Below are 23,309 nucleotides of genomic sequence, written 5' to 3' on the forward strand. Positions count from 1 at the left end.
ACGTGACCAGCATCGACATCAAGACAGACTCGATCCCCGCCCCCCGCTCGGGCGAGGAGAAGAGCGGCAGGCTCCTGGACGTGAAGGACCTGCACGTCGAGTTCCACACCCGGGACGGTGTGGTCAAGGCCGTCAACGGCGTCAACTACAGCGTGGACGCGGGCGAGACGCTCGCCGTCCTCGGTGAGTCGGGCTCCGGCAAGTCCGTGACGGCCCAGGCCATCATGGGCATCCTCGACATGCCGCCCGGAAAGATCCCGCAGGGCGAGATCCTCTTCCGCGGCCAGGACATGCTGAAGATGTCCGGCGAGGAGCGCAGGAAGATCCGCGGCCGCAAGATCGCGATGATCTTCCAGGACGCGCTGTCGTCCCTCAACCCCGTCCTCTCGGTGGGCTACCAGCTCGGCGAGATGTTCCGCGTGCACGAGGGGATGGGCCGCAAGCAGGCCAAGGCCAAGGCCATCGAACTGATGGACAAGGTCAAGATCCCGGCCGCCAAGGAGCGGGTGAACGACTACCCGCACCAGTTCTCCGGCGGTATGCGCCAGCGCATCATGATCGCGATGGCGCTCGCCCTGGAGCCGGACCTGATCATCGCGGACGAGCCCACCACGGCGCTCGACGTGACGGTCCAGGCCCAGGTCATGGACCTGCTCGCGGAGCTTCAGCGCGAGTACAACATGGGCCTGATCCTGATCACCCACGACCTCGGCGTCGTCGCCGACGTCGCGGACAAGATCGCGGTCATGTACGCGGGCCGCATCGTCGAGACGGCCCCCGTCCACGAGCTGTACAAGCGCCCCGCGCACCCGTACACCCGTGGCCTTCTCGACTCGATCCCGCGCCTGGACCAGAAGGGCCAGGAGCTCTACGCGATCAAGGGCCTGCCGCCCAACCTGCTCAAGATCCCCAGCGGCTGTGCGTTCAACCCGCGCTGCCCCAAGGCGCAGGACATCTGCCGCACGGAGATCCCGGCCCTGGTGCCGGTCGCCGAGCAGGACGGCGCGGAGCTGCCGGGCCGCGGCAGCGCGTGCCACTTCTGGAAGGAGACGATCCATGGCTGAGCCGAAGAAGCTCGCGCCCGAGGAGCCGCAGGACGCGATGCCGAACGTCTCCGAGGTGGAGCTGGTCGACGTCGCCACCGAGACGGAGGCCGTGGCCGCCATCGAGGCCCCGGTCGAACGCGGCGAGCCGATCCTCCAGGTCCGCAACCTGGTCAAGCATTTCCCTCTCACCCAGGGCATCCTGCTCAAGAAGCAGGTCGGCGCGGTCAAGGCGGTCGACGGCATCTCCTTCGACCTGTACCAGGGCGAGACGCTGGGCATCGTGGGCGAGTCGGGCTGCGGCAAGTCCACGGTCGCCAAGCTCCTGATGACCCTGGAGCGGGCCACCGCCGGCGAGGTCTTCTACAAGGGCCAGGACATCACCAAGCTGTCCGGGCGCGCGCTGAAGGCGGTCCGGCGCAACATCCAGATGGTGTTCCAGGACCCGTACACGTCCCTGAACCCCCGTATGACGGTGGGCGACATCATCGGGGAGCCCTTCGAGATCCACCCCGAGGTGGCCCCCAAGGGTTCGCGGCGCCAGAAGGTCCAGGACCTCCTGGACGTGGTCGGCCTCAACCCCGAGTACATCAACCGCTACCCGCACCAGTTCTCGGGCGGCCAGCGCCAGCGCATCGGCATCGCGCGCGGCCTCGCCCTCAACCCCGAGATCATCATCTGCGACGAGCCGGTCTCGGCCCTGGACGTCTCCGTCCAGGCCCAGGTCATCAACCTGATGGAGAAGCTCCAGGACGAGTTCAACCTCTCCTACCTCTTCATCGCGCACGACCTGTCGATCGTCCGGCACATCTCGGACCGCGTGGGCGTGATGTACCTCGGCAAGATGGCGGAGATCGGCTCGGACGAGCAGATCTACGAGCACCCGACGCACCCCTACACGCAGGCACTGCTCTCCGCGGTCCCCGTCCCGGACCCGGAGGCCCGCGAGGGCCGCGACCGGATCATTTTGACGGGTGACGTCCCGTCGCCCGCGAATCCCCCTTCCGGCTGCCGCTTCCGCACCCGCTGCTGGAAGGCGGAGGACAAGTGCGCCAAGGAGACCCCGCTGCTCGCCATCCCGGAGCGCTTCAAGGGGCAGGACACTCCGGCCGCGCATGAGTCGGCGTGTCACTTCGCGGAGGAGAAGAACGTCGTGCACGCGGCGTGACGTCACTGGCCTGAGTCCGGTACGAGATCGAAGGCGCCCCCTGCCGTCATGGCCGGGGGCGCCTTCGCGTGTAACAACCTGTGGTCGCCGGGCGTGTATCAGTCAGAAGCGGGCGACAGCGCACGTGGAAGAAGGCAGACGGGGGAAACACGATGGCGACGCGGTCGGAAGGCTCCGCCGAGTTCGACGCGTTCTACGCCGCGACGGCCAAGCGCCTGATCGCCACGGTCTATGCCATGACCGGGGACCTGGCGGAGGCGGAGGACGCGGTGCAGGAGGCGTACGTACGGGCCTGGCAGCGGTGGGAGCGGCTGACCGGGGAAGGGGATCCGCTGCCATGGGTGCGGACGGTGGCCTCGCGGCTGGCCATCAGCACGTGGCGCCGGACGCGGAACAGGCTGCGGGCGCAGGTGCGTCACGGGGTGGCGGCCGACGTACCGGAACTCTCGGCCGACCGGGTGGCGCTGGTCGAGGCGCTGCACCAACTGCCGTCGCAGCAGCGCCGGGCAGTGGTCCTGCACCACCTCCTGGATCTCCCGGTGGAGCAGGTCGCCCGCGAGACGGGCTCCACCAACGGCGCGGTCCGCACCCGGCTGAGCCGGGCCAGGAAGGTCCTGGGGGAGCGGCTGTCCGACACATCCGCGCCCACATCCGCGCCCACATCCGCGCCCACATCCGCACGCACTGCCGAGGGGGCGGCCAGCCATGGCTGAGGTCAAGGTCGAGGAACTGCTGGACGAGGTCACCGTACGGATGCCGAGCGGCGCGGAACTGCGGGCGCGGGGCCGCAGGCGGACGGTACGGCGACGGGCCGCGCTGGTGGCCGCGGCGGTGGCGGTCACCGGAGGGGCGCTGGCCGTGGCGGCGCTGCCCGGGGGTGGTGAGAAGGGCTCGGACGTACGCCCCGCGGCCACGCCCACGTCTACGTCCACGTCCACGGAGAACCCCTTCCTGGTGGACGGCATGGTGCGCCTGCTGCCTCCCGAGCGGATGCCGGACCACGGGAAGTGGCGGTGGACGGGCGACGAGGAGGAGACCATGGAGAACCACCCGCTGCCGAGGGTCGGGGAGAGCGACAGCTGCCCGCAGTCGTACGCCGCACGCTCGGCGCCCGATCAGACCCAGTACGGCACGGAGTACTACAGCGACAAGGGGGCCACGGCGAGGCACCGCGTCACGTCGTACGAGAGCGGGACCGTCGCGCGGCGCGAGGCCGCCCTCCTCGACGAGGCGATGACGGAGTGCGGTCTCAAGCGGCACGGCGAGGGGGCGGACGGCTACTGGTCCGGCACGACCAAGTCGTCCTCCTGGCTCAGGGTGGAGGTCGAGCGCTGGGGGAAGTGGGTCTCCGTGGTGGAGGTGGAGGCCGAGGAGTCGACGACGGAGGGGCCGTCCTCCTAGCCTATGGGGCCTATGGGGCCCTTGGGCCCGACAGGAAGAGAAGCCAGAGCCATGATCCGGTCTCCGCTCCCAGCGCCGCCGACCTTCTCCACGCCGGAGATGAACCGGCAGGCCGACAGGCCCGTCGACTCCCTTGCCGTGGCCACCGGTTAGGTCTCGTACTGGACGACACCGGCCTAAGCCTTCGGTACTTCGATGGCCGCGTCCCTTCCGGGGCGCGGCCGTTCGTCGTGCCTGTGTCTGATGCTGCCGGGTCGGCCCGCGGGCTAGCCGACGAAGGTGATCTGGATCGGTGCCACTCTCATCCTTGTATGGCAGATGAGGAGCACCACGAGGGTGCTGCTGGTCTCCAGGACTCGGATGACGCCGTCGTCGTGCCCGTACGGATGGGTGGACGCCAGGGGGCCGACTGAGCATCGACCAAGGCGGCGGCCAGCTCGATCACGCAGCGCCCTTCGAGTCGAGGTCGGCGGCTTCCCCGAGTTCGGCGGCGGATACGCGGACGAACTCGGGAGGCAGATCGCCGTGCCGCTCCACGTGGTCGCGGACTTCGACGGCTCGCTCGTAACCAGCGGTGAGCTCCTCGGCCACCTTCTGCCACTTGGCCGTGACGGAGGGGAGATCGTCTATCGGCGCCAGCTTCACCTCGGACAGGAACCGCATCCGGGTGGCCGGAGCGGGAATGGCCTCGGCGATACGCGCGATGTTCCACGGCTCGGTGGTGCTCATGTCCTGGCTCCTCGGTTCGGTACGCCGATGTGGCCTCTGTTCCTCAGCGTAGCGGCGGGCCCTCGGGCACGGCCGGGCCTGTGGACAACTCACCCGGGTGCCCCCAGCTCGAACCAGGTGGCCTTGCCCCGGCCGGGCCCGTGCCCGCAGATGCCCCAGGCGTCGGCGCCGTACGAGATGAGCCGCATGCCGCGGCCGGACTCGTCGTCCTCGGCGGGCGTCCGGCAGACGGGCAGCCCAGGAGCCTCGTCGTGGATGAGGACCCGGAGCCGGCCACTGCCGGGCCCGCCCGGCTCCGCCCACCCTGCGAAGAGGCTCACCGGGGCGGTACAGGCCTTGGCGGCGCAGGCGTTGATGGCGTTCGTGACGGCCTCTGAGGTCAACAGAACGGCGGTCTCCGACAGTTCGGTACGCCCCGCAGAGGCGAGGAGGGTACGAACGGTCTCCCGTGCGGTGCGGACCCAGACGGGGTCGGGTGGGAAGGCGAGGGTTACGTCGGTGGAGGAAGGTGGGTCGTCCATGGGGGGCTCCTTAGGAGTGCACTCCGGTGACCGAGTCCGTCAACCCCGTTGTGGGCGCGGGGCTTTCGGTCGAAGCGCCGCGTTGTCGTGTTGCCACAACCGTAGGAAAAGGTTTTCCGATCGGGCAACCATTTCTCCCTGAAGCCACTCGCGTGGGTGACTTGCGCTTCGGTTGGTGGACGGTGCGGAGCAAGGTCGGCAGACTGCCCGCAACTGTGAGGAGGAGTGCATGGCGCCACGGAGTCATCCCAGCGAACGGCAGCGACGGCTGGGAGCTGAGCTGCGCAAACTGCGCAACCAGGCCGGGCTGTCGGGAGATCAGGCGGCGGTGATCCTTGATGCCGACCGCGCCCGGATCAGTAACATCGAAGCCGGGCGGATCGATGTCTCGCGTAACCGCCTGTACAAGCTGTTGCGAGAGTACGGCTGCCCTCTGGGTCCACTCTTCGACGGGCTGATGGAGATGGCAGGGGAGCTGGGAAAGGGCTGGTGGGATGAGTACCGCGACGTTGTCGCCCCTTCCGGTATCGACCTAGCAGAACTGGAGTCGCGGTCCCATCGCATCCGCATACATGAACCCCTCTTCATCCCGGGGATGTTGCAGACCGCTGACTATGCGCATGCGGTGATCTCTTCGCTTGAGGGGGAGTCGGCGCCGGTGGACCGCTACGTGAAGTTCCGGCTCGAGCGGCAGAGGATCCTGAGGAACGGATCCGTCGGCGGCTATCACGCAGTGATCCACGAATCGACGCTGCGAGTACGAGTGGGCGGAGCCAAGACCATGCGCAAGCAACTGCTCCGCCTGATCGAGGCTGCCCGGCTACCGAACGTCACGGTGCAGATCTTCCCGTTTGAGGCTGGTGTCTACGCAGCGTTCAGTCGGCCGTTCATCCACTTCGGTGGTGCGACGGGGGAGCTCGACACGGTGTACCTGGAACACCCGTTGAGCTCCGTTTTCCTGGGGGATGGAGACCGCACGGACGAGTACGCAAGAATGTTTGAACAGCTCAGCTCGCTTGCGCTGGCCCCCGTAGATCCGGAAGCCACGCCTGAGTCCCATGAGTCGCAAGACTCGCTGAGCTTGATCCAGCACGTGATGTACAGCCTGTAGAAGGAGCCAGATGCCCCAGCTCAATTGGCAGAAGTCCTCGTTCAGCACTGGTGGCTCAGGCGAATGCGTCGAACTGGCGCCCGGCCCCGCCAACCGAATCCACCTCCGTGAGAGCGACCGTCCCGCCGAGGTCACCACCACGTCGCGCGATGCCTTGGCGGAACTTTTCGGCGCCATCAAGCGAGGCCGTATAGGGGGCGTCACGTGAGGCAACACAGATGGCAGAAGTCCTCATTCAGCACGGGTGGCGAGGGCGAATGCGTCGAGTTGGCGAGCGGCCCCACCGGTCACATACATGTCCGCGAGAGCGACCGCCCCGACGAGATCGCCACGGTGGCTTCCGGCGCCCTGTACGGACTCCTTCGCGCCCTCAAGGCGGACGGAAGCCCCGGCCTCCGTGCGTGACCTGGCCCTGCGCCCCTGGAGGGAAGAGGACGCGGCCACCGTACTGGCGGCCTTCTCCTCGCCGGAGATGGCGCGGCAGGCGGACGAGCCCGTCGGCGACGCGGAGGACGCGGCCCGTTGGATCGCCCGCCGCACGGCCGAGCGGACCGTCGGATCGGCGTACGCCTTCGCCGTGGAGGACGAGAACGGCACGGCCCTGGGCAACGCCTCGGTCGGCGCGGTGAACCGAACCCACGGCACCGGCTGGGTGTCGTACTGGACGGCGCCGGACGCGCGGGGCGGGGGCGTGGCGGCGTACGGGTGCGGGGCCGTGGCGCGTTGGGCGTTCGGCGAACTGGGGCTGTTCCGACTCGAATTGGGCCACCGCACCAACAACCCCGCCTCGTGCCGCGTGGCTCACGCAGCCGGCTTCGCGCCGGAGTGCGTACAGCGTCAGAAGCTCGTGTACGACGGGATCCGCTACGACGTAGAGCTGCACGCACGGCTGGCCTCGGACGCCAGCTCTCCGTAACGCCGGAAGTCGGCGGTCTCCACCGTCCAGGGGCCGAACGGCACCACGTCTCCAAAAATGTACGGCTCCCTGCTCCGGTATCGGCCCGCGCACGGCTCGCACGGCTCGGAGTGCACCTCGATCGTGCCGGTCCGCGGATCGACGATCAGGTAGTGGCCGATGCCCATGGCCGGATACTCGTGGGCTCATCATGACGAGGAACGGTCCGGATGCGCCGATCTCGACCTTCCAGCCTCCTTCGAGGTGCTCGGCATACGTCGTGAGCTCCTCGGCGATCGCGCGCATCTTGGCGTACTCCATGCCTTCAGCGTAGTGAGGGCGGACTTGCCCAGAGCTCACATGGGCGGTGACCGCGGTCGTACCGCGCCCGAAGGCCACTGCGCGTCGGCGTCGAGCGCGTCGAAGAGCAGGGCGTGGCGGGGCCCACCGAGTGGGGGAGTCGGACCGCGCCGGGCGTACCGGCGGTGGGATGTGCGTGTGCGCTCGTCACCGCGTGATGCTCCAGGCGTCCCCCGCCGCCCGGCCGCCGCGGAACCGGCCGCGCCCCGCTCGGGTCAAGGGGGAGGGCGGGCCGGTTCCGGGTGCGGGGTCCGGCGTCGGAGGGGGGACGGGGACCTGCCTGGGAGTGAGGGGGCGGCGGGCGGGTCAGAGGGACTTGCGGGCTGCCGGGACCGACAGTTGGGTCGAGTCCTCGGGGTAGTGGCATGCCGTCAGGTGGCCCTCGCGGTTGCCGTCGATCCGGACCAGCGGCGGGTCGTCCGTCGCGCACTTGTCCGTCGCCTTCCAGCAGCGCGTGCGGAAGCGGCAGCCGGAGGGCGGGTTGACGGGGGACGGCACGTCACCCGTGAGCAGGATGCGCTCGCGGCGCGGCACGTCGTCCGCCGTCGCCTCGGGGACGGCCGAGAGGAGCGCCTTCGTGTACGGGTGGCGAGGGTTCCCGTACAGGTCCTCGCGGTCCGCGATCTCCACGATCCGGCCCAGGTACATGACGGCGACCCGCTGCGAGAAGTGCCGGACCACCGCCAGGTCGTGGGCGATGAACAGGAACGCGATGTTCAGCTCCTTCTGGAGCTTCTGCAGCAGGTTCACCACCTGTGCCTGGATCGAGACGTCGAGCGCCGAGACCGGTTCGTCCGCCACGATCAGTTTCGGCTCCAGGGCCAGTGCCCGCGCCACCCCGATGCGCTGGCGCTGGCCGCCCGAGAACTCGTGCGGGAAGCGGTTGTAGTGCTCCGGGTTGAGGCCGACCGTTTCGAGGAGCTCGCGGACGCGGGCTTCCCTGCCGCCCGCCGGGGTGATGCCGTTGACCTCCATCGGGCCGGAGATGATCTTGCCGACCGTCTGGCGCGGGTTCAGCGACGCGTACGGGTCCTGGAAGATCATCTGGATCTCCGAGCGGACCGGCGCCAGCTGCTTGCGGGAGGCGTGTGTGATGTCCTTCCCGCGGTAGGAGATCTTCCCGTCACTCGGCTCCAGGAGGCGCGTGATCAGGCGGCCCGTCGTCGACTTGCCGCAGCCGGACTCGCCGACCAGGCCGAGGCTCTCGCCCTCGGCGACGGTGAAGTCCAGGCCGTCCACCGCCTGCACGGCGCCGATCTTCCGCTTGAACGGGAACCCGCCCATGACCGGGAAGTGTTTGGTCAGCCCGCTGACATCCAGGAGAGGAGTGGGAGTGGTGCTGCTCATTGTCGTGAAGTCCCGTCTCTTGTACGTCAGTCGGCGGCGCGCGCGCCGCGCCCGGTGTCGCCCGCCAAGTCCGCGGCGTCCGCGGCATCTGCGGTGCCCGCCAAGTCAGCGGCGGCGTCCGCGACCCCCGCGAAGTTCGCGAAGAATTCCGACCGCTGCTCGGCGCCGAGGTGGCAGGCGGCGCCCCGTCCCCCGGTCAGTTCGAGGAGCGGCTGCTCGCCCGAGCAGCGCCCGCCGCCGACCTGCTCGGTGAACGCGCACCGCGGGTGGAAGCGGCACCCGGAGGGCGGGTTGAGGAGGCTGGGCGGAGTCCCGGGGATGGGGGAGAGCGGTACGTCCACCGGGCCGTCCAGGGACGGCATCGAGCCCAGCAGGCCCCAGGTGTAGGGGTGCTGCGGGGCGCGCAGCACCTCCTTCTTCGTGCCGCGCTCCACGCACCGGCCGCCGTACATCACCAGCACGTCGTCCGCGATGTCGGCGATCACGCCTAGGTCGTGGGTGATGAAGATGATCGACGTGCCGAACTCCTGCTGGAGGTCCTTCAGGAGGTCCATGATCTGGGCCTGGACCGTCACGTCGAGCGCCGTCGTCGGCTCGTCCGCGATCAGCAGCGCCGGATTGCAGACCAGCGACATCGCGATCATCGCGCGCTGGCGCATGCCGCCGGAGAACTGGTGCGGGTAGTCGTCCACGCGCAAGTCCGGCTGGGGAATGCCGACCTTCGTCAGCATCTCGATCGACCGCGCCCGCGCCTCCTTCTTGGAGGCCCCGGTGTGCTTGCGGTACGTCTCACCGATCTGCCGGCCGATGGTGTGGTACGGCGACAGGGAGGCGAGCGCGTCCTGGAAGATCATCGCCATCTTGTTGCCGCGGAGCTTCTCCAGCTCCCGCTCGGTGGCGGTGAGAAGCTCCTGCCCGTCGAGCAGGACCTCGCCGTCGATCGCCGTGCTGTCCTTGTGGTGCAGGCCGAGGATGGCGAGGTTGGTGACGGACTTGCCGGAGCCGGACTCGCCGACGATGCCGAGGGTCTTGCCCTTCTCCAGGTCGAAGTCGAGGCCGTCCACGGCCTTGACCATGCCGTCCTCGGTGGAGAAGTGGACGCGCAGATCGCGTACGGACAGGAAGGGGGTGCTGCTCATCAGATCTCTCTTCCTGAGCCCTAGGCGAGGCGTACGCGCGGGTCGATGAGGGCGTAGACCGCGTCGACGATGATGTTGAAGACGACGATCGCCGTGGCGGCGACGAGGACGACGCCGAGCAGCATCGGCAGGTCGCTGGTGTTGACCGCCCTGACCGACAGGTCGCCGATGCCGTGCAGCGCGAACGTCTTCTCGGTGATGATCGCGCCGCCCAGGAGTACACCCAGGTCGAGGCCGAAGATCGTGACGATCGGGCCCATCGCGCCCCGCCAGGCGAAGCGGAAGAAGACCGAGCGGGCGGAGAGGCCCTTGGCGCGTGCCGTGCGGACGTAGTCCTCGCTGAGGGTCTCGACCAGCTGGGAGCGGGTCATACGGGTGTAGTTCGCCGTGAAGATCAGCGAGAGGACCATCCAGGGGATCATCAGGCCGGAGAACCAGGCGCCCGGATCCTCGCTGAAGGGTGTGTACTGCGGCCGGTTCAGCCACTGGAGCTGGTAGGTGAAGAGGTACACGGCGAAGACGCCGACGACGTAGATCTGCAGCGACGACGCGATCAGCGAGGCGGACGAGGCGATCTTGTCGAGCATCTTGCCCTGCTTGACGGCGGCCAGCATGCCGGTGCCGACACCGAAGATGACGAAGACGAAGGCCGCGCCCAGCGAGAGCGAGACGGTGGTCGGGAAGCGGTCCAGGATCGTGCCGAGGACCGGCTCGCGGTTGCGGAAGGAGTAACCGAGGCACGGCGAGGGGCAGTTGCCGAACGAGGCGTAGTCACGGCCGACGAACAGGCCCTGGAACCAGTGCCAGTACTGCACCGGCAGCGAATCGGCGATCCCCAGGTTGTGCCGCACCAGGTCCAGCGTCTCGGGGGAGCAGACCTTGCCGCAGGCGAGCCGTGCGGGGTCGCGCGGGGCGGCGTAGAAGAGGATGAAGACGAGAACGCTGATGATCAGCAGGATCACCGCGCCACCGACGATGCGGCGAAGGAGGAAGCGGAGCATGGCAGTTGGTTTTCCTGACGGATGCCGTGGGTGAGGAGGGGGCGGGGCGGACCTCCCTCAGGGAGTTCCGCCCCGCCACGAGGGCCGGTCGTCAGGCCTTGACGTACGTCTTGTAGATCAGCGTCGCGGCGAACTGCGGGTCGTGCTGGGCGCCGCCGACCTTGGAGCCGTGCAGGTAGAAGCGGCGCTGGTAGGTCTCCGGGATGATCGGCACGACCTCTTCCATGATCCGCTTGTCCAGCTCGGCCCAGGCCTTGCCGGCCTCCTTCTGGTCCGAGATGACCGCGTTCTTCTTGATCGCCTCGTTGATCCAGTCGACGTCGGTCTGCGAGATGTTGTTCTGGCCGTCGCCGATGGCCTCACCGTCGAAGAGCGGCTGGATGAGGGTGTAGGCGGTCGGCCAGTCCGGGGACCAGCCGAACCACATGACGTCGAACTTGTTGTCGATGCGCTGGGCCTGGTCGTAGTAGTCCGTCGAGTTGAGCGGCTTGATGACCGGGTCGAAGCCGGCGGCCTTGAGCGCGTTCTCGATGACGACCTTGGTCTTGTCGTACGTGGGGCGCTGCGGGAAGGCGTAGACGATCTTCTGTCCGAGCTTGCCGGCCTTCTTCAGGAGGGCCTTGGCGCGCTCGGGGTCGCCCTGCGGCTTCTTCAGCTTGCCGAAGACGTCGTACTTCTCGCGGCCGATGATGTCGGGGCTCAGGATGGTCGTCGCCAGGTCACCCGCGGACTCGCCGCCGTAGATCCGGCGGATCTGCTCCAGCGGCCAGGCGATGTTGAGCGCCTTGCGCACCTCGACGTCGGTGATGCGCTTGGTGTTGATGGCGTAGTAGTACGTGCCGGAGGACAGGCCGTTGAAGGACCGCTTCTTGACGGCCGGGGTGGTGAGCACCTTCTGCATGCGCTCGGCCGGGATCGGCTCGTAGATGGCGATCATCTGCTGGTCCTTGCCCTGGTCCGCGATGAAGCGGTCGCAGGAGTCAAGGCCCGTCGGCCCGAACTCGAATTCGAAGCTGTCAGGGTAGGCGTTGCGGATCGGGTCGGTCTTCGGGTCCCAGTGCTTGTTGCGCGTCAGCGTCAGCGACTTGTCGATGGAGCGGTGCTTGACGATGTACGGGCCACAGGAGAAGGGCGTCTTGTCGTACTTCTCCTTGGTGTCGTGCTTCACGGGCACCGGGGAGTACGAGGTCATCGCCAGGGTGAAGTTGAAGTCCGGGCGGGCTTCCTTCAGCTTGAAGGTGATCGTCTTCTTCGCCTTGTCGATGACGATCGAGTCCAGGTGGTCACCGCCGTACGGGCCCTTGTAGCCCTCGCGCCACTTGGCGCCCTTGCCGGTCAGCGCCATCTGGACGTACGAGGCACCCTCGGTGACGAAGGAGGCCCAGGAGCGCTCGAAGCCGTGGCGGACGTCCTCGACGGTCAGCTCGCTGCCGTCCTGCCACTTCAGGCCGTCCTTCAGCGTGAAGGTCCAGGTCTTGTTGCCGTCGGAGGCCTTGCCCGCGTCGGTGGCGAGGTCGCCGACGAGGGTCATGCCGCCCTTGGGGTCGATGTAGTAGCCGGTGAGGGCGCGCGCGAACAGCATGGCGACCGAGGAGTTGTACGCGAAGTAGATGCGCTGCGGGTCCATGTGCGACACGTCGTCCTCGGCGACGCCGTAGATCGTGCCGCCCTTCTGCGCGCCCGCGACCTCGGGGGCCGGGCCCTTCGAGTCGTCCGCGGTGCCGATCTTGACGTGGGCGCCCGTGTACTCGGTGGCGCCACCGTGCTTTCCTCCGTTGCCGCCTCCGGAGCCGCCGCTGCTGCACGCGGAAAGGACCATCGATCCGCCCGCCGCGACCGAGGTCGCGACGACGAAGTTTCTGCGGGAGAGAGACATGTGGCTACCAACCCTGATTGTCGAAGAAGAGGAGCGGAGGGAACGGCCCGGCACTGCCCCGTCGCAGGTGCCCGGCCCGGGGAGTGTCAGCGTTTGGTCTTCGGGTCCAGCGCGTCGCGCACCGAGTCGCCGAGGAGGTTGAAGGCGACGACGAAGATCACCATCGCGATGCCGGGGAAGGCCATGTACGTGATGTCCTGCTCGTACACCTCGGAGGCGCGCTGGATCATCACGCCCCAGTCCGGAGTGGGCTCCTGAAGGCCCACGCCCAGGAAGGCGAGACCGGCCTCCGCGGTGACGAACATCGGCAGGGCGAGCGTGGCCTGGATGAGGATCGGCGTCCACAGGTTGGGAAGCAGTTCCTTGAAGATGATCCTGGCCGGCGAGGCACCGGTCACCTTCGCGGCCTCCACGAACTCCCGCTCGCGCAGGGCCAGCACCTCACCGCGGAGCAGCCGGGCGATGGAGGCCCAGCCGAAGGCGGTCATCACCGCGATCAGGCTGGTGACCGTCAGCCAGGTCGGCGTCCTGTCCTCCGGGGCGACGACCACGGAGATCATCACGGGCCAGAAGGCGATGAAGAAGAGCGTCGAGGGGAAGGCCAGGAGGATGTCGATGACCCGGCCGATGAAGTAGTCGGTCTTGCCGCCGAGGTATCCGGCCGTGATGCCGACGGCGATGCCGATGAGCGTCACGAGGAGCGTGGTCGCCGCGGCGATCAGCAGCGAGTTGCGCATGCCGTACAGCAGGAAGGTCAGCACGTCACGGCCGAGTTGCGGCTCGATGCCGAACCAGAACTCGCTGTCGATGCCGCCGTTTGGCTTGATCGGATAGCTGAACTCGTTGAACAGGCTCGGGTCGTTCACCCCGTACGTCGTGTACGGATCCTTCCCGTACACCTTCGAAATCAGCGGCGCGCAGAGCGAGATGACGAAGAAGAAGAGCACGACGCACGCGGCGATCACGCCCGACTTGTCCCTCTTGAACCGGGTCCAGGCAAGCCGACCCGGCGAACGGCCCTCGCCGCCCCGGTTCTTGGGCGAGGAGGGGATGCCGTCGGTTTTGTCCGTCACTTCAAGCGTGGCGGCGGCGGCGGGAGTTGGCGAGGTCATGGCGCTCCAGGCCCGGAGGGGGACATCAGGTTTCCGCAGGACAAGCAGGCACCTACGGGCTAGGCGCGACTTTCGCAAGGCGTTTCCCACGCGGTCAATGAATGTTCGGTCGCCTTGATGGTCTCTTGGGGTTCTTGGTCAAGGCTTTGCGCAATAAAGGACATGACATTGCCTTGGCGTAATCAAGCGTGATGGACAAGGCGAGGCTATTTTGGGCAAGCCAGGCAATGTGTCCGATATTCGGGCGCAGCTGTCTCGAAATGCGTACGTCCGGATGGGCTCGGAGTCGACTCGGAGTGGACTCCGGGTGGGCCTGGACTCATACGGGTGGGGTAAATGTGCGGTTCATACCGCCTGAGGCGATATTTGGCGGTAAGCGAGTCGGATCACGGTGAAAGCCCGGAAGAGGAGGACTCCATGCGTGGAGCCACGCACGCCAAGTGGGCCGCATGCGCGGTGACCGTCGCCCTCGCGGCCACCGCCTGCGGCGGCGGGGGAGGCGACGGCGGTGGCGGTGGTGGCGGCGACGGCTCCGGCATCGTGAGCTCCTCGTGGGGCGACCCGCAGAACCCGCTCGAACCGGCGAACACCAACGAGGTCCAGGGCGGCAAGATCCTCGACATGATCTTCCGGGGTCTCAAGCGGTACGACCCGAAGACCGGCGAGGCCAAAGACATGATCGCCGAGTCCATCGAGACCAAGGACGCGCAGAACTTCACGGTCAGGATCAAGGACGGCTGGACGTTCAGCAACGGCGAGAAGATCACCGCCAAGTCCTTCGTGGACGCCTGGAACTACGGCGCGAACCTCAAGAACAACCAGAAGAACGCCTACTTCTTCGGCTACATCGAGGGCTACGACAAGGTCCACCCGGAGAAGGGTGACCCGAGCGCCAAGACGCTGACCGGGCTGAAGGTCGTCGACGACAGGACGTTCACCGTCAAGCTCACCCAGAAGTTCTCCACCTGGCCCGACACCCTCGGCTACCCCGCCTACGCGCCGCTGCCCAAGGCGTTCTACGACGACCACGACGCCTGGATCTCCAAGCCCGTCGGCAACGGGCCGTACACCGTGGACTCGTACACCAAGGGCTCGAAGATGTCCCTGCGGAAGTGGGACGCGTACCCGGGCGAGGACAAGGCACGCAACGGCGGTGTGGACATGATGGTCTACACCGACAACAACACCGCCTACACCAACCTGATGGCGGGCAACCTCGACCTCGTCGACGACGTGCCCGCAGCGCAGCTCAGGAACGCCAAGAGCGACCTCGGCGACCGGTACATCAACACCCCCGCGGGCATCATCCAGACCCTCGCCTTCCCCTTCTACGACAGCAAGTGGAACAAGCCCGGCATGGAGAAGGTCCGTCGGGGCCTGTCCATGGCGATCAACCGCGAGCAGATCACCGAGAAGATCTTCCAGAAGACGCGGACCCCCGCCACCGACTGGACCTCCCCGGTGCTCGGCGAGGACGGCGGCTACCAGGCCGGACTCTGCGGCGACGCCTGCGAGTACGACGCCGCCAAGGCCAGAAAGCTGGTCGAGGAAGGCGGCGGCATCCCCGGCGGGCAGCTGAAGGTCACGTACAACGCGGACACCGGCTCCCACAAGGAGTGGGTCGACGCCGTCTGCAACTCCATCAACAAGGCGCTGGAGAAGGACAAGGCCTGCGTCGGCAACCCCGTCGGCACCTTCGCGGACTTCCGCAGCAAGGCCTCCCGGCAGGAACTCGACGGGGCCTGGCGCGCGGGCTGGCAGATGGACTACCCGCTGATCCAGAACTTCCTGGAACCGAACTACTTCACCGACGCCTCGTCCAACGACGGCAAGTTCTCCGACAAGGAGTTCGACAGGCTCGTCGGTGAGGCCAACGCGGAGACCGACAACGCCAAGGCCGTCGCCAAGTTCCGGGACGCCGAGAAGATCCTCGCGAAGCAGATGCCGGCCATCCCGCTCTGGTACCAGAACGGCAGCGCGGGCTACTCCGACAAGGTCTCCGACGTCTCGCTCAACCAGTTCAGCGTGCCGGTGTACGACCAGATCAAGGTCGACTGAGACGCCGGAGGCGGCCATGGGACGTTACGTGATCCGGCGTCTGCTGCAGATGATCCCGGTCTTCGTCGGCGCCACGCTGCTGATCTTCCTGATGGTGAACGTGATGGGCGACCCCGTCGCGGGCCTCTGCGGCGACCGCCAGTGCGACCCCGCCACGGCCACCCGGCTGAAGAAGGAGTTCGGCCTCGATAAGCCGGTGTGGCAGCAGTACCTGACGTACATGGGCAACGTCTTCACCGGTGACTTCGGCACCGCCTTCAACGGCCAGAAGGTCACCGAGCTGATGTCGGCCGCCTTCCCGGTCACCATCCGTCTGACCCTCGTCGCCATCGTCTTCGAGATCGTCATCGGGATCTCGCTGGGCGTGCTCACCGGACTGCGGCGCGGGCGCCCGATCGACACCGGCGTACTGATCCTCACGCTCGTCGTGATCTCCGTCCCCACCTTCGTGACCGGCCTCGTGCTGCAACTGCTGCTCGGCGTCAAGTGGGGCGTCATGAAACCGTCCGTCTCCAGCGAGGCGCCCTTCGACGAACTCCTGATCCCCGGGCTCGTCCTCGCCTCGGTCTCCCTGGCCTACGTGACCCGTCTGACCCGCACCTCCATCGCCGAGAACCGGCGCGCCGACTACGTCCGCACCGCCATCGCCAAGGGCCTGCCCCGGCGCCGCGTCATCACCCGGCACCTGCTGCGGAACTCCCTCATCCCCGTGATCACCTTCATCGGCACGGACGTCGGCGCGCTGATGGGCGGCGCGATCGTCACCGAGCGGATCTTCAACATCCACGGCGTCGGCTTCCAGCTCTACCAGGGCATCCTGCGCCAGAGCACCCAGACCGTCGTCGGCTTCGTGACCGTCCTCGTCCTGGTCTTCCTGCTGGCCAACCTCATCGTCGACCTCCTGTACGCCGTACTCGACCCGAGGATCCGCTATGCCTGAACCCCATCAGCCGGAGCGCGCGATCGCGGCGACCGGTGCGGGCGGCGCGATGGACCTCGCCGCGAGCGAGGCGACCTCGCTGAACAAGCCGGGGAAGCCGGAGAACGGCCCCGGCGGACCCGACGGCACCGGCCCCTCCGCCCCCGCCCGCAGCCTGTGGTCCGATGCCTGGCGGGACCTGCGGCGCAACCCCGTCTTCATCGTCTCGGGCCTGATCATCCTCTTCCTCGTCGTCATCTCGCTGTGGCCCTCGCTCATCGCCACCGGCAACCCACTGGCCTGCGATCTCGCCAACGCTCAGAAGAGCTCCACGCCCGGTCACCCGTTCGGCTTCAACGAGCAGGGCTGCGACGTCTACACCCGCGTCGTCCACGGCACCCGCGTCTCCGTCACCGTCGGCGTGTGCGCCACCCTCGGCGTCGCCCTCCTCGGCAGCGTCCTCGGCGGTCTCGCCGGGTTCTTCGGCGGGGCGTGGGACGCGGTCCTCTCGCGCATCACCGACGTGTTCTTCGCCATCCCCGTCGTCCTCGGCGGCCTGGTGCTCCTCTCCGTGGTCACCAGCTCCACCGTCTGGCCCGTGGTCGGCTTCATGGTGCTGCTCGGCTGGCCGCAGATCTCCCGCATCGCGCGCGGCTCCGTCATCACCGCCAAGCAGAACGACTACGTCCAGGCGGCGCGCGCGCTCGGCGCCTCCAACTCCCGGATGCTCCTGCGCCACATCACGCCGAACGCCGTCGCCCCCGTGATCGTCGTCGCGACCATCGCGCTGGGTACGTTCATCGCCCTCGAAGCCACGCTCTCCTACCTCGGCGTCGGGCTGAAGCCACCGACCGTCAGCTGGGGCATCGACATCTCGGCCGCCTCCCTGTACATCCGCAACGCCCCGCACATGCTGCTCTGGCCGGCCGGCGCGCTGGCGGTCACCGTGCTCGCGTTCATCATGCTCGGCGACGCGGTGCGCGACGCCCTCGACCCGAAGCTGAGGTAGGCGCCCATGGCATCCACGGCACCCACGGCACCCACGGTCCCCCTGCTCGAAGTGCGCGGCCTGCACGTGGAGTTCCGGACGAGGGACGGCCTCGCCAAGGCCGTCAACGGCGTCGACTACGCCGTCAGCGCGGGCGAGACGCTCGCCGTGCTCGGCGAGTCCGGCTCGGGCAAGTCCGTGACCGCCCAGGCCATCATGGGCATCCTCGACACACCGCCCGGCAGGATCACGGCGGGCGAGATCCTCTTCCAGGACAGGGACCTCCTGAAGCTCAAGGAGGACGAGCGGCGCAAGGTCCGCGGCGCCGGCATGGCGATGGTCTTCCAGGACGCGCTGTCGTCCCTGAACCCGGTGCTGAGCGTCGGCGAACAGCTCGGCGAAATGTACGTCGTCCACCGGGGCATGTCGCGGAAGGACGCGAAGGCCCGGGCCATCGAGTTGATGGACCGGGTGCGCATCCCGGCCGCCAGGGAACGCGTCGGCCAGTACCCGCACCAGTTCAGCGGCGGCATGCGCCAGCGCATCATGATCGCCATGGCGATGGCCCTGGAGCCCTCCCTCATCATCGCGGACGAGCCGACCACCGCCCTCGACGTCACCGTCCAGGCGCAGGTCATGGACCTCCTCGCGGAGCTCCAGCGCGAGCTGAACATGGGCCTGATCCTCATCACCCACGACCTCGGAGTCGTCGCGGACGTGGCCGACACCATCGCCGTCATGTACGCGGGCCGCATCGTCGAGAAGGCCCCCGTCCACGAGCTCTACCGGGCGCCCGCACACCCGTACACCCGCGGTCTGCTCGAATCCATCCCGCGCCTGGACCAGAAGGGCCAGGCCCTCTACGCGATCAAGGGCCTGCCGCCGAACCTCATGCACATCCCACCCGGCTGCCCCTTCCACCCCCGCTGCCCCCTGGCCCAGGACGTCTGCGTCACCGAGGACCCACCGCTCGCGCGCGTCACGTACGAAGGGCTGGCCGCCGAGCGCAGGAGCGCCTGCCACTTCTGGAAGGAGACGATCGATGCCGCACGGTGAACCCGGGCACGAACCGATCCTCCAGGTACGCGGCCTCGTCAAGCACTACCCGCTGACCCAGGGCGTCCTCTTCCGCAAGCAGGTCGGCGCGGTCAAGGCCGTGGACGGCGTCGACTTCGACCTCGTCCAGGGCGAGACCCTCGGCATCGTGGGCGAGTCGGGCTGCGGCAAGTCGACGGTCGCCAAGATGCTGGTCAACCTGGAGCGGCCCACCGCGGGCGAGATCCGCTACAAGGGCGAGGACATCACCAAGCTCTCCGGCCGGGCCCTGAAGGCGGTCCGCCGCAACATCCAGATGGTCTTCCAGGACCCCTACACCTCGCTGAACCCGCGGATGACCGTCGGCGACATCATCGGAGAGCCCTACGAGATCCATCCCGAGGTCGCTCCGAAAGGCTCGCGGCGCCGGCGGGTGCAGGAGCTCCTCGACGTGGTCGGGCTCAACCCCGAGTACATCAACCGCTATCCGCACCAGTTCTCCGGCGGCCAGCGCCAGCGCATCGGCATCGCGCGCGGCCTCGCGCTCAGACCCGAGGTCATCGTCGCCGACGAGCCGGTGTCCGCGCTCGACGTCTCCGTCCAGGCGCAGGTCATCAACCTCCTGGACCAGTTGCAGGACGAGTTCGACCTGAGTTACGTCTTCATCGCCCACGACCTGTCGATCGTGCGGCACATCTCGGACCGGGTCGGCGTCATGTACCTCGGCCGGATCGTCGAGACCGGCTCCGACGAGGAGATCTACGAGCATCCGACGCACCCCTACACGCAGGCACTGCTCTCCGCCGTGCCGGTCCCCGACCCCGAGGCGCGCGAGCACCGGGAGCGGATCATCCTCAGCGGTGACGTGCCCTCGCCCGCCAACCCGCCGTCGGGCTGCCGCTTCCGTACGCGCTGCTGGAAGGCGCGGGAGCGGTGCGCCCTGGAGGTGCCGGCGCTGGCGGTGCCCGCGGAGTTCCGGTACGAGGGCGGGCCCGCGGCGCACGACTCGGCCTGCCACTTCGCCGAGGAGAAGCAGGTCGTGCCGTAGCCGGGGCCCGCGGAGCCTCTCAGGTGAGGTCCAACGACCGCTTGAGGAAGTCCACTTGGAACAGCAGCAGGTTCTCCGCGATCTGTTCCTGCGGCGTCATGTGCGTCACGCCCGTCAGGGGCAGGACCTCGTGCGGGCGGCCCTCGGCGAGCAGGGCCGAGGAGAGCCGCAGGGAGTGCGCCACCACCACGTTGTCGTCGGCCAAACCGTGCACGATCAGCATCGGGCGGTGCGGTTCGGCCGCCTCGACCAGGCCGTCGTCCCAGACCAGCGAGTTGTGGCGGTACGTCTCAGGGGTCCGGGTCGGGTCGCCCAGGTACCGCTCCTCGTAGTGCGTGTCGTACAGCCGCAGGTCCGTCACCGGCGCGCCTACCACCGCCGCGTGGAAGACGTCGGGGCGGCGCAGCACGGCCATCGCCGCGAGGTAGCCGCCGTAGGACCAGCCGCGGATCGCCACCCGGTCCAGATCCAGGGGGTACTCCCCGGTCGCCGCGAGGGCGTGCAGGGCCTCGACCTGGTCGTCGAGTGTGAGCGTGAGGTCGTTCTTGATCGACTTCTCCCAGGCGGGGGAGCGGCCGCGCATGCCGCGGCCGTCCGCCACGATCACCGCGAACCCCTGGTCGGCGAACCACTGCGAGGTGAGGAAGACGCCCTGCGCGCTCTGGACGCGCTGTCCGTGCGGGCCGCCGTACGGATCGAGCAGTACCGGAAGTGGCCCGTCCGCCGCCTTGTAATCAGTGGGTAGCAGGACGGCGCACGGAATCCGCCGCGTGCCCCCTTCGGTCAGCGTCACGCGCGGCGTGAGCCCCGGGCGCTGGGCGTGTGAGGCGACGGTGGCCACCTGCTTGCCGTCGCGCAGCACCCGCACCTGAGCGTCGGAACGGTCCAGGGTGGCCGAAACGAGCACGGTGAGACCGCCCGCGCGAACCGCCGAATGGACACCGGGTTCCCGCGACAGGCGTTCCACACCCAGTTCGTTGACGCGGTAGACATGCACCTCGCCGGTCTCCGGATCGGCCGCGCCCGCGCCCGCCGACGCCGAGACGAGAATGTCCTGCTCGGCCACGTCGAGGACCGCGCGGACGTGCAACTGCGGACCGGTCAGCGGCCGTTCCCCCCAGACGAGGACCCGCGCGCCGCCCTCGTCGACGATGCGCACCAGCTTGCCGCTGGGCGACCAGGAGGGGGCTCCGGGGAAGAGCTCCAGCCAGTCGGGGTCCTCCTCGGCGTGCACCATCCGCGTCGAGCCGTCCTCGGGGTTCACCGCGAGATACAGCTGACTCTGCTGGTCACGGGCCTGCACGAGCAGCAGCGGGGCGCCGTCCGACGACCAGTGCACCCGGGCCAGATAGGGGAAGCGGACCCGGTCCCACAGCACCTCGGTACGCGATCCGTCCAGGCCGAGGACGAAGAGGCGTACGTCCGCGTTGGCCGTGCCCGCCGCCGGATACGCGATCGTCGTGGGCTCGCGGTCCGGGTGCGCCGGGTCGGCGATCCACCAGCGCCGGACGGGGGCGTCGTCGACGCGCGCGACGAGCAGCCGGTCGGAGTCGGGCGACCACCAGAAGCCGCGGTGGCGCGCCATCGACTCCGCCGCGACATGCTCCGCCAGGCCGTACGTGACGCTCGCCTCGTGGCCGGATTCCGGCTCCGCCAGCGCCCTGTCCCCCTCGCCGTCGGCGCCCGTCACACGCAGGGCGCCCCCGGAGACGTACGCGACATGCCGGCCGTCGGGCGAGGGGCGCGGGTCGATCACCGGGCCCCGCGCGGGAAGTTGGCGCGCCGTGCCCGCGCGCAGCTCCGCCGCGAAGAGCCGGCCCGACAGCGCGAACGCCGCCAACTCCACCGCGGCGTCCGTCGCGTACTCCACGATGCCCGCTCCGCCCTCCCGGCTGCGCTCGCGCCGCGCGAGCTCGCGCGCCGACAGCCGCTCGGCCGCGCCGCCGAGCAGCAGGGCCGGATCGGCCGCCACGCGCTCGACGACACCGTCCGCCAGGTCCAGGACCCAGAGCTGATGCACCCGGTCGGTACCGGAGGACGAGCGCAGGAAAACGACCCGCGAACCGTCGGGCGCCACCGTGAACGCACGCGGCGCGCCGAGGGTGAACCGCTGTGTACGGGCGTTGTGTCGCGGAAAGGAGAGCCGCTGTTCCTGGCTTCCGTCGGGCCTGCGGATTCCGGGGTTCTCGGTGGTCATCCCCCGACCCTATGGCGCATGCGCCCCCCTGTGCTGCCGTGCTCCGAGTCATGCGTCCGCACGGATAGTTATGATCCGTAGCGCTTGGTGGGTATGAACCTGCTGGCGTCCGCACTGGGTTACGGCAACGACTTGGAGGTGACCGCCGTGGCACTCTCGATTTCGGCGGTGGTGCTGCTGGCGATCATCGTCTTCTTGCTGGTCAAGAAGTCGGGACTGAAAACGGGGCACGCTGTCGTCTGTACGCTGCTCGGCTTCTACCTGGCGAGTTCGTCCATCGCGCCGACGATCAACGAGCTGACGACGAACGTGGCGGGGATGATCGGCGACATCAAGTTCTGACCCGTCCTCGCGGTCCTCGTAGGGAGGTTCCGCGGGGCCTCGTAGGGTGGTCCCATGACGGAACCGCCCGCCCGGCGCCTGCTGCTCGTGCACGCGCACCCCGACGACGAGTCGATCAACAATGGCGCGACCATGGCCAAGTACGCGGCCGAGGGCGCCCATGTCACGTTGGTCACCTGCACGCTGGGCGAGGAGGGCGAGGTCATCCCGGCCGGGCTCGCCCACCTCGCCGCCGACCGCGAGGACTCCCTGGGCGCCTGGCGCGTCGGGGAACTGGCCGCCGCCATGAAGGAGCTGGGCGTCACCGACCACCGCTTCCTCGGCGGCGCAGGCCGCTACCGCGACTCCGGGATGATGGGCACCGAGCAGAACCACCGGCCCGGCGCCTTCTGGTCGGCCGACCTCGACGAGGCGGCCGCCCACCTCGTCGAGGTGATCCGCGAGGTCCGGCCGCAGGTCCTCGTCACATACGACCCCGACGGGGGGTACGGCCACCCCGACCACATCCAGGCACACCGCGTCGCCATGCGCGCCGCCGACCTCGCGGCCGACCCCGCCTTCCGCGGTGACCTCGGGCAGCCGCACACCATCGGCAAGATCTACTGGAACCGCGCGCCGCGGTCCGTGGTCGAGGAGCGCTTCCGGTGGATGGCGGGGCCGCTGCGGTTCTCGCCGTTCACCACGCCCGCCGCCGTCGCGGATGTGCCGGGAGTCACGGACGACGAGCGGATCACGACGGAGATCGACGGCGGGCCCTTCAAGGCGGCCAAGGCGGCGGCGATGCGGGCCCATGCCACGCAGATCACGGTGAGCGAGCCGCTCTTCGTCCTCTCCAACGGTCTGGCGCAGCCCATCTTCGATGTGGAGTACTACGAACTGGTGCGGGGAGAAGCGTCGACACAGGGCCCGGCTCCTGAGGCGGACCTGTTTGCGGGACTCGAAAGGGTGACGGATGTGGCTGAGGTGACCGCGCTGTGAGTACACGATCTCGTGCGTCGTCCTCGGGCTCCGCTCCGACT

At 68.5% G+C, this 23,309-nt stretch carries 23 protein-coding genes; 15 read left to right on the forward strand and 8 right to left on the reverse strand.

What is annotated here, in order from left to right:
• The first annotated feature begins 11 nt into the window (after window positions 1-11).
• From ACWDVB_RS25840 to ACWDVB_RS25855, 4 genes are all read left to right on the forward strand, one after another.
• On the forward strand, window positions 12-1,064 hold the full coding sequence (locus ACWDVB_RS25840) for an ABC transporter ATP-binding protein (protein WP_451512898.1): 1,053 nt from the start codon (window positions 12-14) through the stop codon (window positions 1,062-1,064).
• Window positions 1,057-2,211: an ABC transporter ATP-binding protein gene (locus ACWDVB_RS25845; RefSeq protein ID WP_451512593.1), complete on the forward strand. Its 1,155-nt coding sequence runs from the start codon at window positions 1,057-1,059 to the stop codon at window positions 2,209-2,211. The genes ACWDVB_RS25840 and ACWDVB_RS25845 overlap by 8 nt, the downstream gene beginning before the upstream one ends.
• Before the next feature lie 152 nt (window positions 2,212-2,363).
• Window positions 2,364-2,924 carry a SigE family RNA polymerase sigma factor gene (locus ACWDVB_RS25850; protein ID WP_451512594.1) on the forward strand — a complete coding sequence of 187 codons (561 nt, stop codon included), beginning with the start codon at window positions 2,364-2,366 and terminating at the stop codon, window positions 2,922-2,924.
• Complete coding sequence (locus ACWDVB_RS25855; protein ID WP_451512595.1) at window positions 2,917-3,612, forward strand: hypothetical protein; 696 nt, start codon at window positions 2,917-2,919, stop codon at window positions 3,610-3,612. The genes ACWDVB_RS25850 and ACWDVB_RS25855 overlap by 8 nt, the downstream gene beginning before the upstream one ends.
• Window positions 3,613-4,053: 441 nt before the next feature.
• Here the strand turns inward: ACWDVB_RS25855 and ACWDVB_RS25860 are convergent, their stop codons facing one another.
• Window positions 4,054-4,341, reverse strand: a complete 288-nt coding sequence (locus tag ACWDVB_RS25860; protein ID WP_451512596.1) for a hypothetical protein — start codon at window positions 4,339-4,341, stop codon at window positions 4,054-4,056.
• Between the two features lie 89 nt (window positions 4,342-4,430).
• Window positions 4,431-4,862: an ATP-binding protein gene (locus tag ACWDVB_RS25865; RefSeq protein ID WP_451512597.1), complete on the reverse strand. Its 432-nt coding sequence runs from the start codon at window positions 4,860-4,862 to the stop codon at window positions 4,431-4,433.
• A gap of 229 nt (window positions 4,863-5,091) precedes the next feature.
• Between ACWDVB_RS25865 and ACWDVB_RS25870 the strand changes: the two genes are divergently transcribed.
• Genes ACWDVB_RS25870 through ACWDVB_RS25885 form a run of 4 tightly spaced genes read left to right on the forward strand, consistent with a single transcriptional unit; the run spans window position 5,092 to window position 6,889 of the window.
• Complete coding sequence (locus ACWDVB_RS25870; protein ID WP_451512598.1) at window positions 5,092-5,973, forward strand: helix-turn-helix domain-containing protein; 882 nt, start codon at window positions 5,092-5,094, stop codon at window positions 5,971-5,973.
• Window positions 5,974-5,983: 10 nt separating this feature from the next.
• On the forward strand, window positions 5,984-6,181 hold the full coding sequence (locus ACWDVB_RS25875; RefSeq protein ID WP_451512599.1) for a DUF397 domain-containing protein: 198 nt from the start codon (window positions 5,984-5,986) through the stop codon (window positions 6,179-6,181).
• A complete protein-coding gene (locus tag ACWDVB_RS25880) occupies window positions 6,178-6,378 on the forward strand; it encodes a DUF397 domain-containing protein (RefSeq protein ID WP_451512600.1) in 201 nt (66 codons plus the stop codon). Before ACWDVB_RS25875 ends, ACWDVB_RS25880 begins: the two co-directional genes overlap by 4 nt.
• Window positions 6,371-6,889 (forward strand): GNAT family N-acetyltransferase, encoded by a 519-nt coding sequence (locus ACWDVB_RS25885; RefSeq protein WP_451512601.1) that lies wholly within the window; start codon window positions 6,371-6,373, stop codon window positions 6,887-6,889. The genes ACWDVB_RS25880 and ACWDVB_RS25885 overlap by 8 nt, the downstream gene beginning before the upstream one ends.
• A gap of 645 nt (window positions 6,890-7,534) precedes the next feature.
• Here ACWDVB_RS25885 and ACWDVB_RS25890 read toward each other — a convergent pair.
• The 5 genes from ACWDVB_RS25890 to ACWDVB_RS25910 form a co-directional block, all read right to left on the reverse strand.
• Window positions 7,535-8,575 (reverse strand): ABC transporter ATP-binding protein, encoded by a 1,041-nt coding sequence (locus tag ACWDVB_RS25890; RefSeq protein WP_451512602.1) that lies wholly within the window; start codon window positions 8,573-8,575, stop codon window positions 7,535-7,537.
• 26 nt (window positions 8,576-8,601) lie between these two features.
• Window positions 8,602-9,714 (reverse strand): ABC transporter ATP-binding protein, encoded by a 1,113-nt coding sequence (locus ACWDVB_RS25895; protein WP_451512603.1) that lies wholly within the window; start codon window positions 9,712-9,714, stop codon window positions 8,602-8,604.
• Between the two features lie 20 nt (window positions 9,715-9,734).
• Window positions 9,735-10,715, reverse strand: coding sequence for an ABC transporter permease (locus tag ACWDVB_RS25900; protein ID WP_451512604.1), 981 nt, complete (start codon window positions 10,713-10,715; stop codon window positions 9,735-9,737).
• Window positions 10,716-10,806: 91 nt separating this feature from the next.
• Window positions 10,807-12,591 carry an ABC transporter substrate-binding protein gene (locus ACWDVB_RS25905; RefSeq protein ID WP_451512605.1) on the reverse strand — a complete coding sequence of 595 codons (1,785 nt, stop codon included), beginning with the start codon at window positions 12,589-12,591 and terminating at the stop codon, window positions 10,807-10,809.
• Between the two features lie 86 nt (window positions 12,592-12,677).
• Window positions 12,678-13,703 (reverse strand): ABC transporter permease, encoded by a 1,026-nt coding sequence (locus ACWDVB_RS25910; RefSeq protein ID WP_451512606.1) that lies wholly within the window; start codon window positions 13,701-13,703, stop codon window positions 12,678-12,680.
• A gap of 417 nt (window positions 13,704-14,120) precedes the next feature.
• Between ACWDVB_RS25910 and ACWDVB_RS25915 the strand changes: the two genes are divergently transcribed.
• Genes ACWDVB_RS25915 through ACWDVB_RS25935 form a run of 5 tightly spaced genes read left to right on the forward strand, consistent with a single transcriptional unit; the run spans window position 14,121 to window position 19,751 of the window.
• Window positions 14,121-15,761, forward strand: a complete 1,641-nt coding sequence (locus tag ACWDVB_RS25915) for a peptide ABC transporter substrate-binding protein (RefSeq protein ID WP_451512607.1) — start codon at window positions 14,121-14,123, stop codon at window positions 15,759-15,761.
• Window positions 15,762-15,777: 16 nt separating this feature from the next.
• The gene (locus tag ACWDVB_RS25920) at window positions 15,778-16,701 is read left to right on the forward strand and encodes an ABC transporter permease (protein WP_451512608.1); all 924 of its coding nucleotides are present in this window, start codon (window positions 15,778-15,780) and stop codon (window positions 16,699-16,701) included.
• Window positions 16,694-17,689 (forward strand): ABC transporter permease, encoded by a 996-nt coding sequence (locus tag ACWDVB_RS25925; protein WP_451512609.1) that lies wholly within the window; start codon window positions 16,694-16,696, stop codon window positions 17,687-17,689. The genes ACWDVB_RS25920 and ACWDVB_RS25925 overlap by 8 nt, the downstream gene beginning before the upstream one ends.
• Window positions 17,690-17,695: 6 nt before the next feature.
• The gene (locus ACWDVB_RS25930) at window positions 17,696-18,724 is read left to right on the forward strand and encodes an ABC transporter ATP-binding protein (RefSeq protein WP_451512610.1); all 1,029 of its coding nucleotides are present in this window, start codon (window positions 17,696-17,698) and stop codon (window positions 18,722-18,724) included.
• Entirely contained in the window at window positions 18,711-19,751 is a 1,041-nt protein-coding gene (locus ACWDVB_RS25935; RefSeq protein ID WP_451512611.1) for an ABC transporter ATP-binding protein, read from the forward strand. Before ACWDVB_RS25930 ends, ACWDVB_RS25935 begins: the two co-directional genes overlap by 14 nt.
• Window positions 19,752-19,770: 19 nt before the next feature.
• On the opposite strand, the gene ACWDVB_RS25940 is transcribed toward ACWDVB_RS25935, so the two are convergent.
• On the reverse strand, window positions 19,771-21,948 hold the full coding sequence (locus ACWDVB_RS25940) for a prolyl oligopeptidase family serine peptidase (RefSeq protein WP_451512612.1): 2,178 nt from the start codon (window positions 21,946-21,948) through the stop codon (window positions 19,771-19,773).
• A 147-nt stretch (window positions 21,949-22,095) separates the two neighbouring features.
• Between ACWDVB_RS25940 and ACWDVB_RS25945 the strand changes: the two genes are divergently transcribed.
• The gene (locus ACWDVB_RS25945) at window positions 22,096-22,290 is read left to right on the forward strand and encodes a hypothetical protein (protein WP_062779883.1); all 195 of its coding nucleotides are present in this window, start codon (window positions 22,096-22,098) and stop codon (window positions 22,288-22,290) included.
• A 54-nt stretch (window positions 22,291-22,344) separates the two neighbouring features.
• Entirely contained in the window at window positions 22,345-23,268 is a 924-nt protein-coding gene (gene mshB, locus ACWDVB_RS25950) for an N-acetyl-1-D-myo-inositol-2-amino-2-deoxy-alpha-D-glucopyranoside deacetylase (protein WP_451512613.1), read from the forward strand.
• Window positions 23,269-23,309: the final 41 nt, after the last annotated feature.

Source organism: Streptomyces sp. NPDC003379, from assembly GCF_053589195.1.

Excerpts from the sequence above, each read along its gene's own strand:
- ACWDVB_RS25920 (WP_451512608.1), top strand. The coding sequence starts at position 15,778 with ATGGGACGTTACGTGATCCGGCGTCTGCTGCAGATGATCCCGGTCTTC.
- ACWDVB_RS25935 (WP_451512611.1), top strand. The coding sequence starts at position 18,711 with ATGCCGCACGGTGAACCCGGGCACGAACCGATCCTCCAGGTACGCGGC.
- mshB (WP_451512613.1), top strand. The coding sequence starts at position 22,345 with ATGACGGAACCGCCCGCCCGGCGCCTGCTGCTCGTGCACGCGCACCCC.
- ACWDVB_RS25875 (WP_451512599.1), top strand. The coding sequence starts at position 5,984 with ATGCCCCAGCTCAATTGGCAGAAGTCCTCGTTCAGCACTGGTGGCTCA.
- ACWDVB_RS25860 (WP_451512596.1), bottom strand. The coding sequence starts at position 4,341 with ATGAGCACCACCGAGCCGTGGAACATCGCGCGTATCGCCGAGGCCATT.
- ACWDVB_RS25855 (WP_451512595.1), top strand. The coding sequence starts at position 2,917 with ATGGCTGAGGTCAAGGTCGAGGAACTGCTGGACGAGGTCACCGTACGG.
- ACWDVB_RS25900 (WP_451512604.1), bottom strand. The coding sequence starts at position 10,715 with ATGCTCCGCTTCCTCCTTCGCCGCATCGTCGGTGGCGCGGTGATCCTG.
- ACWDVB_RS25910 (WP_451512606.1), bottom strand. The coding sequence starts at position 13,703 with ATGACCTCGCCAACTCCCGCCGCCGCCGCCACGCTTGAAGTGACGGAC.
- ACWDVB_RS25930 (WP_451512610.1), top strand. The coding sequence starts at position 17,696 with ATGGCATCCACGGCACCCACGGCACCCACGGTCCCCCTGCTCGAAGTG.
- ACWDVB_RS25845 (WP_451512593.1), top strand. The coding sequence starts at position 1,057 with ATGGCTGAGCCGAAGAAGCTCGCGCCCGAGGAGCCGCAGGACGCGATG.
- ACWDVB_RS25870 (WP_451512598.1), top strand. The coding sequence starts at position 5,092 with ATGGCGCCACGGAGTCATCCCAGCGAACGGCAGCGACGGCTGGGAGCT.
- ACWDVB_RS25940 (WP_451512612.1), bottom strand. The coding sequence starts at position 21,948 with ATGACCACCGAGAACCCCGGAATCCGCAGGCCCGACGGAAGCCAGGAA.
- ACWDVB_RS25905 (WP_451512605.1), bottom strand. The coding sequence starts at position 12,591 with ATGTCTCTCTCCCGCAGAAACTTCGTCGTCGCGACCTCGGTCGCGGCG.
- ACWDVB_RS25915 (WP_451512607.1), top strand. The coding sequence starts at position 14,121 with ATGCGTGGAGCCACGCACGCCAAGTGGGCCGCATGCGCGGTGACCGTC.
- ACWDVB_RS25925 (WP_451512609.1), top strand. The coding sequence starts at position 16,694 with ATGCCTGAACCCCATCAGCCGGAGCGCGCGATCGCGGCGACCGGTGCG.
- ACWDVB_RS25890 (WP_451512602.1), bottom strand. The coding sequence starts at position 8,575 with ATGAGCAGCACCACTCCCACTCCTCTCCTGGATGTCAGCGGGCTGACC.
- ACWDVB_RS25865 (WP_451512597.1), bottom strand. The coding sequence starts at position 4,862 with ATGGACGACCCACCTTCCTCCACCGACGTAACCCTCGCCTTCCCACCC.
- ACWDVB_RS25895 (WP_451512603.1), bottom strand. The coding sequence starts at position 9,714 with ATGAGCAGCACCCCCTTCCTGTCCGTACGCGATCTGCGCGTCCACTTC.
- ACWDVB_RS25850 (WP_451512594.1), top strand. The coding sequence starts at position 2,364 with ATGGCGACGCGGTCGGAAGGCTCCGCCGAGTTCGACGCGTTCTACGCC.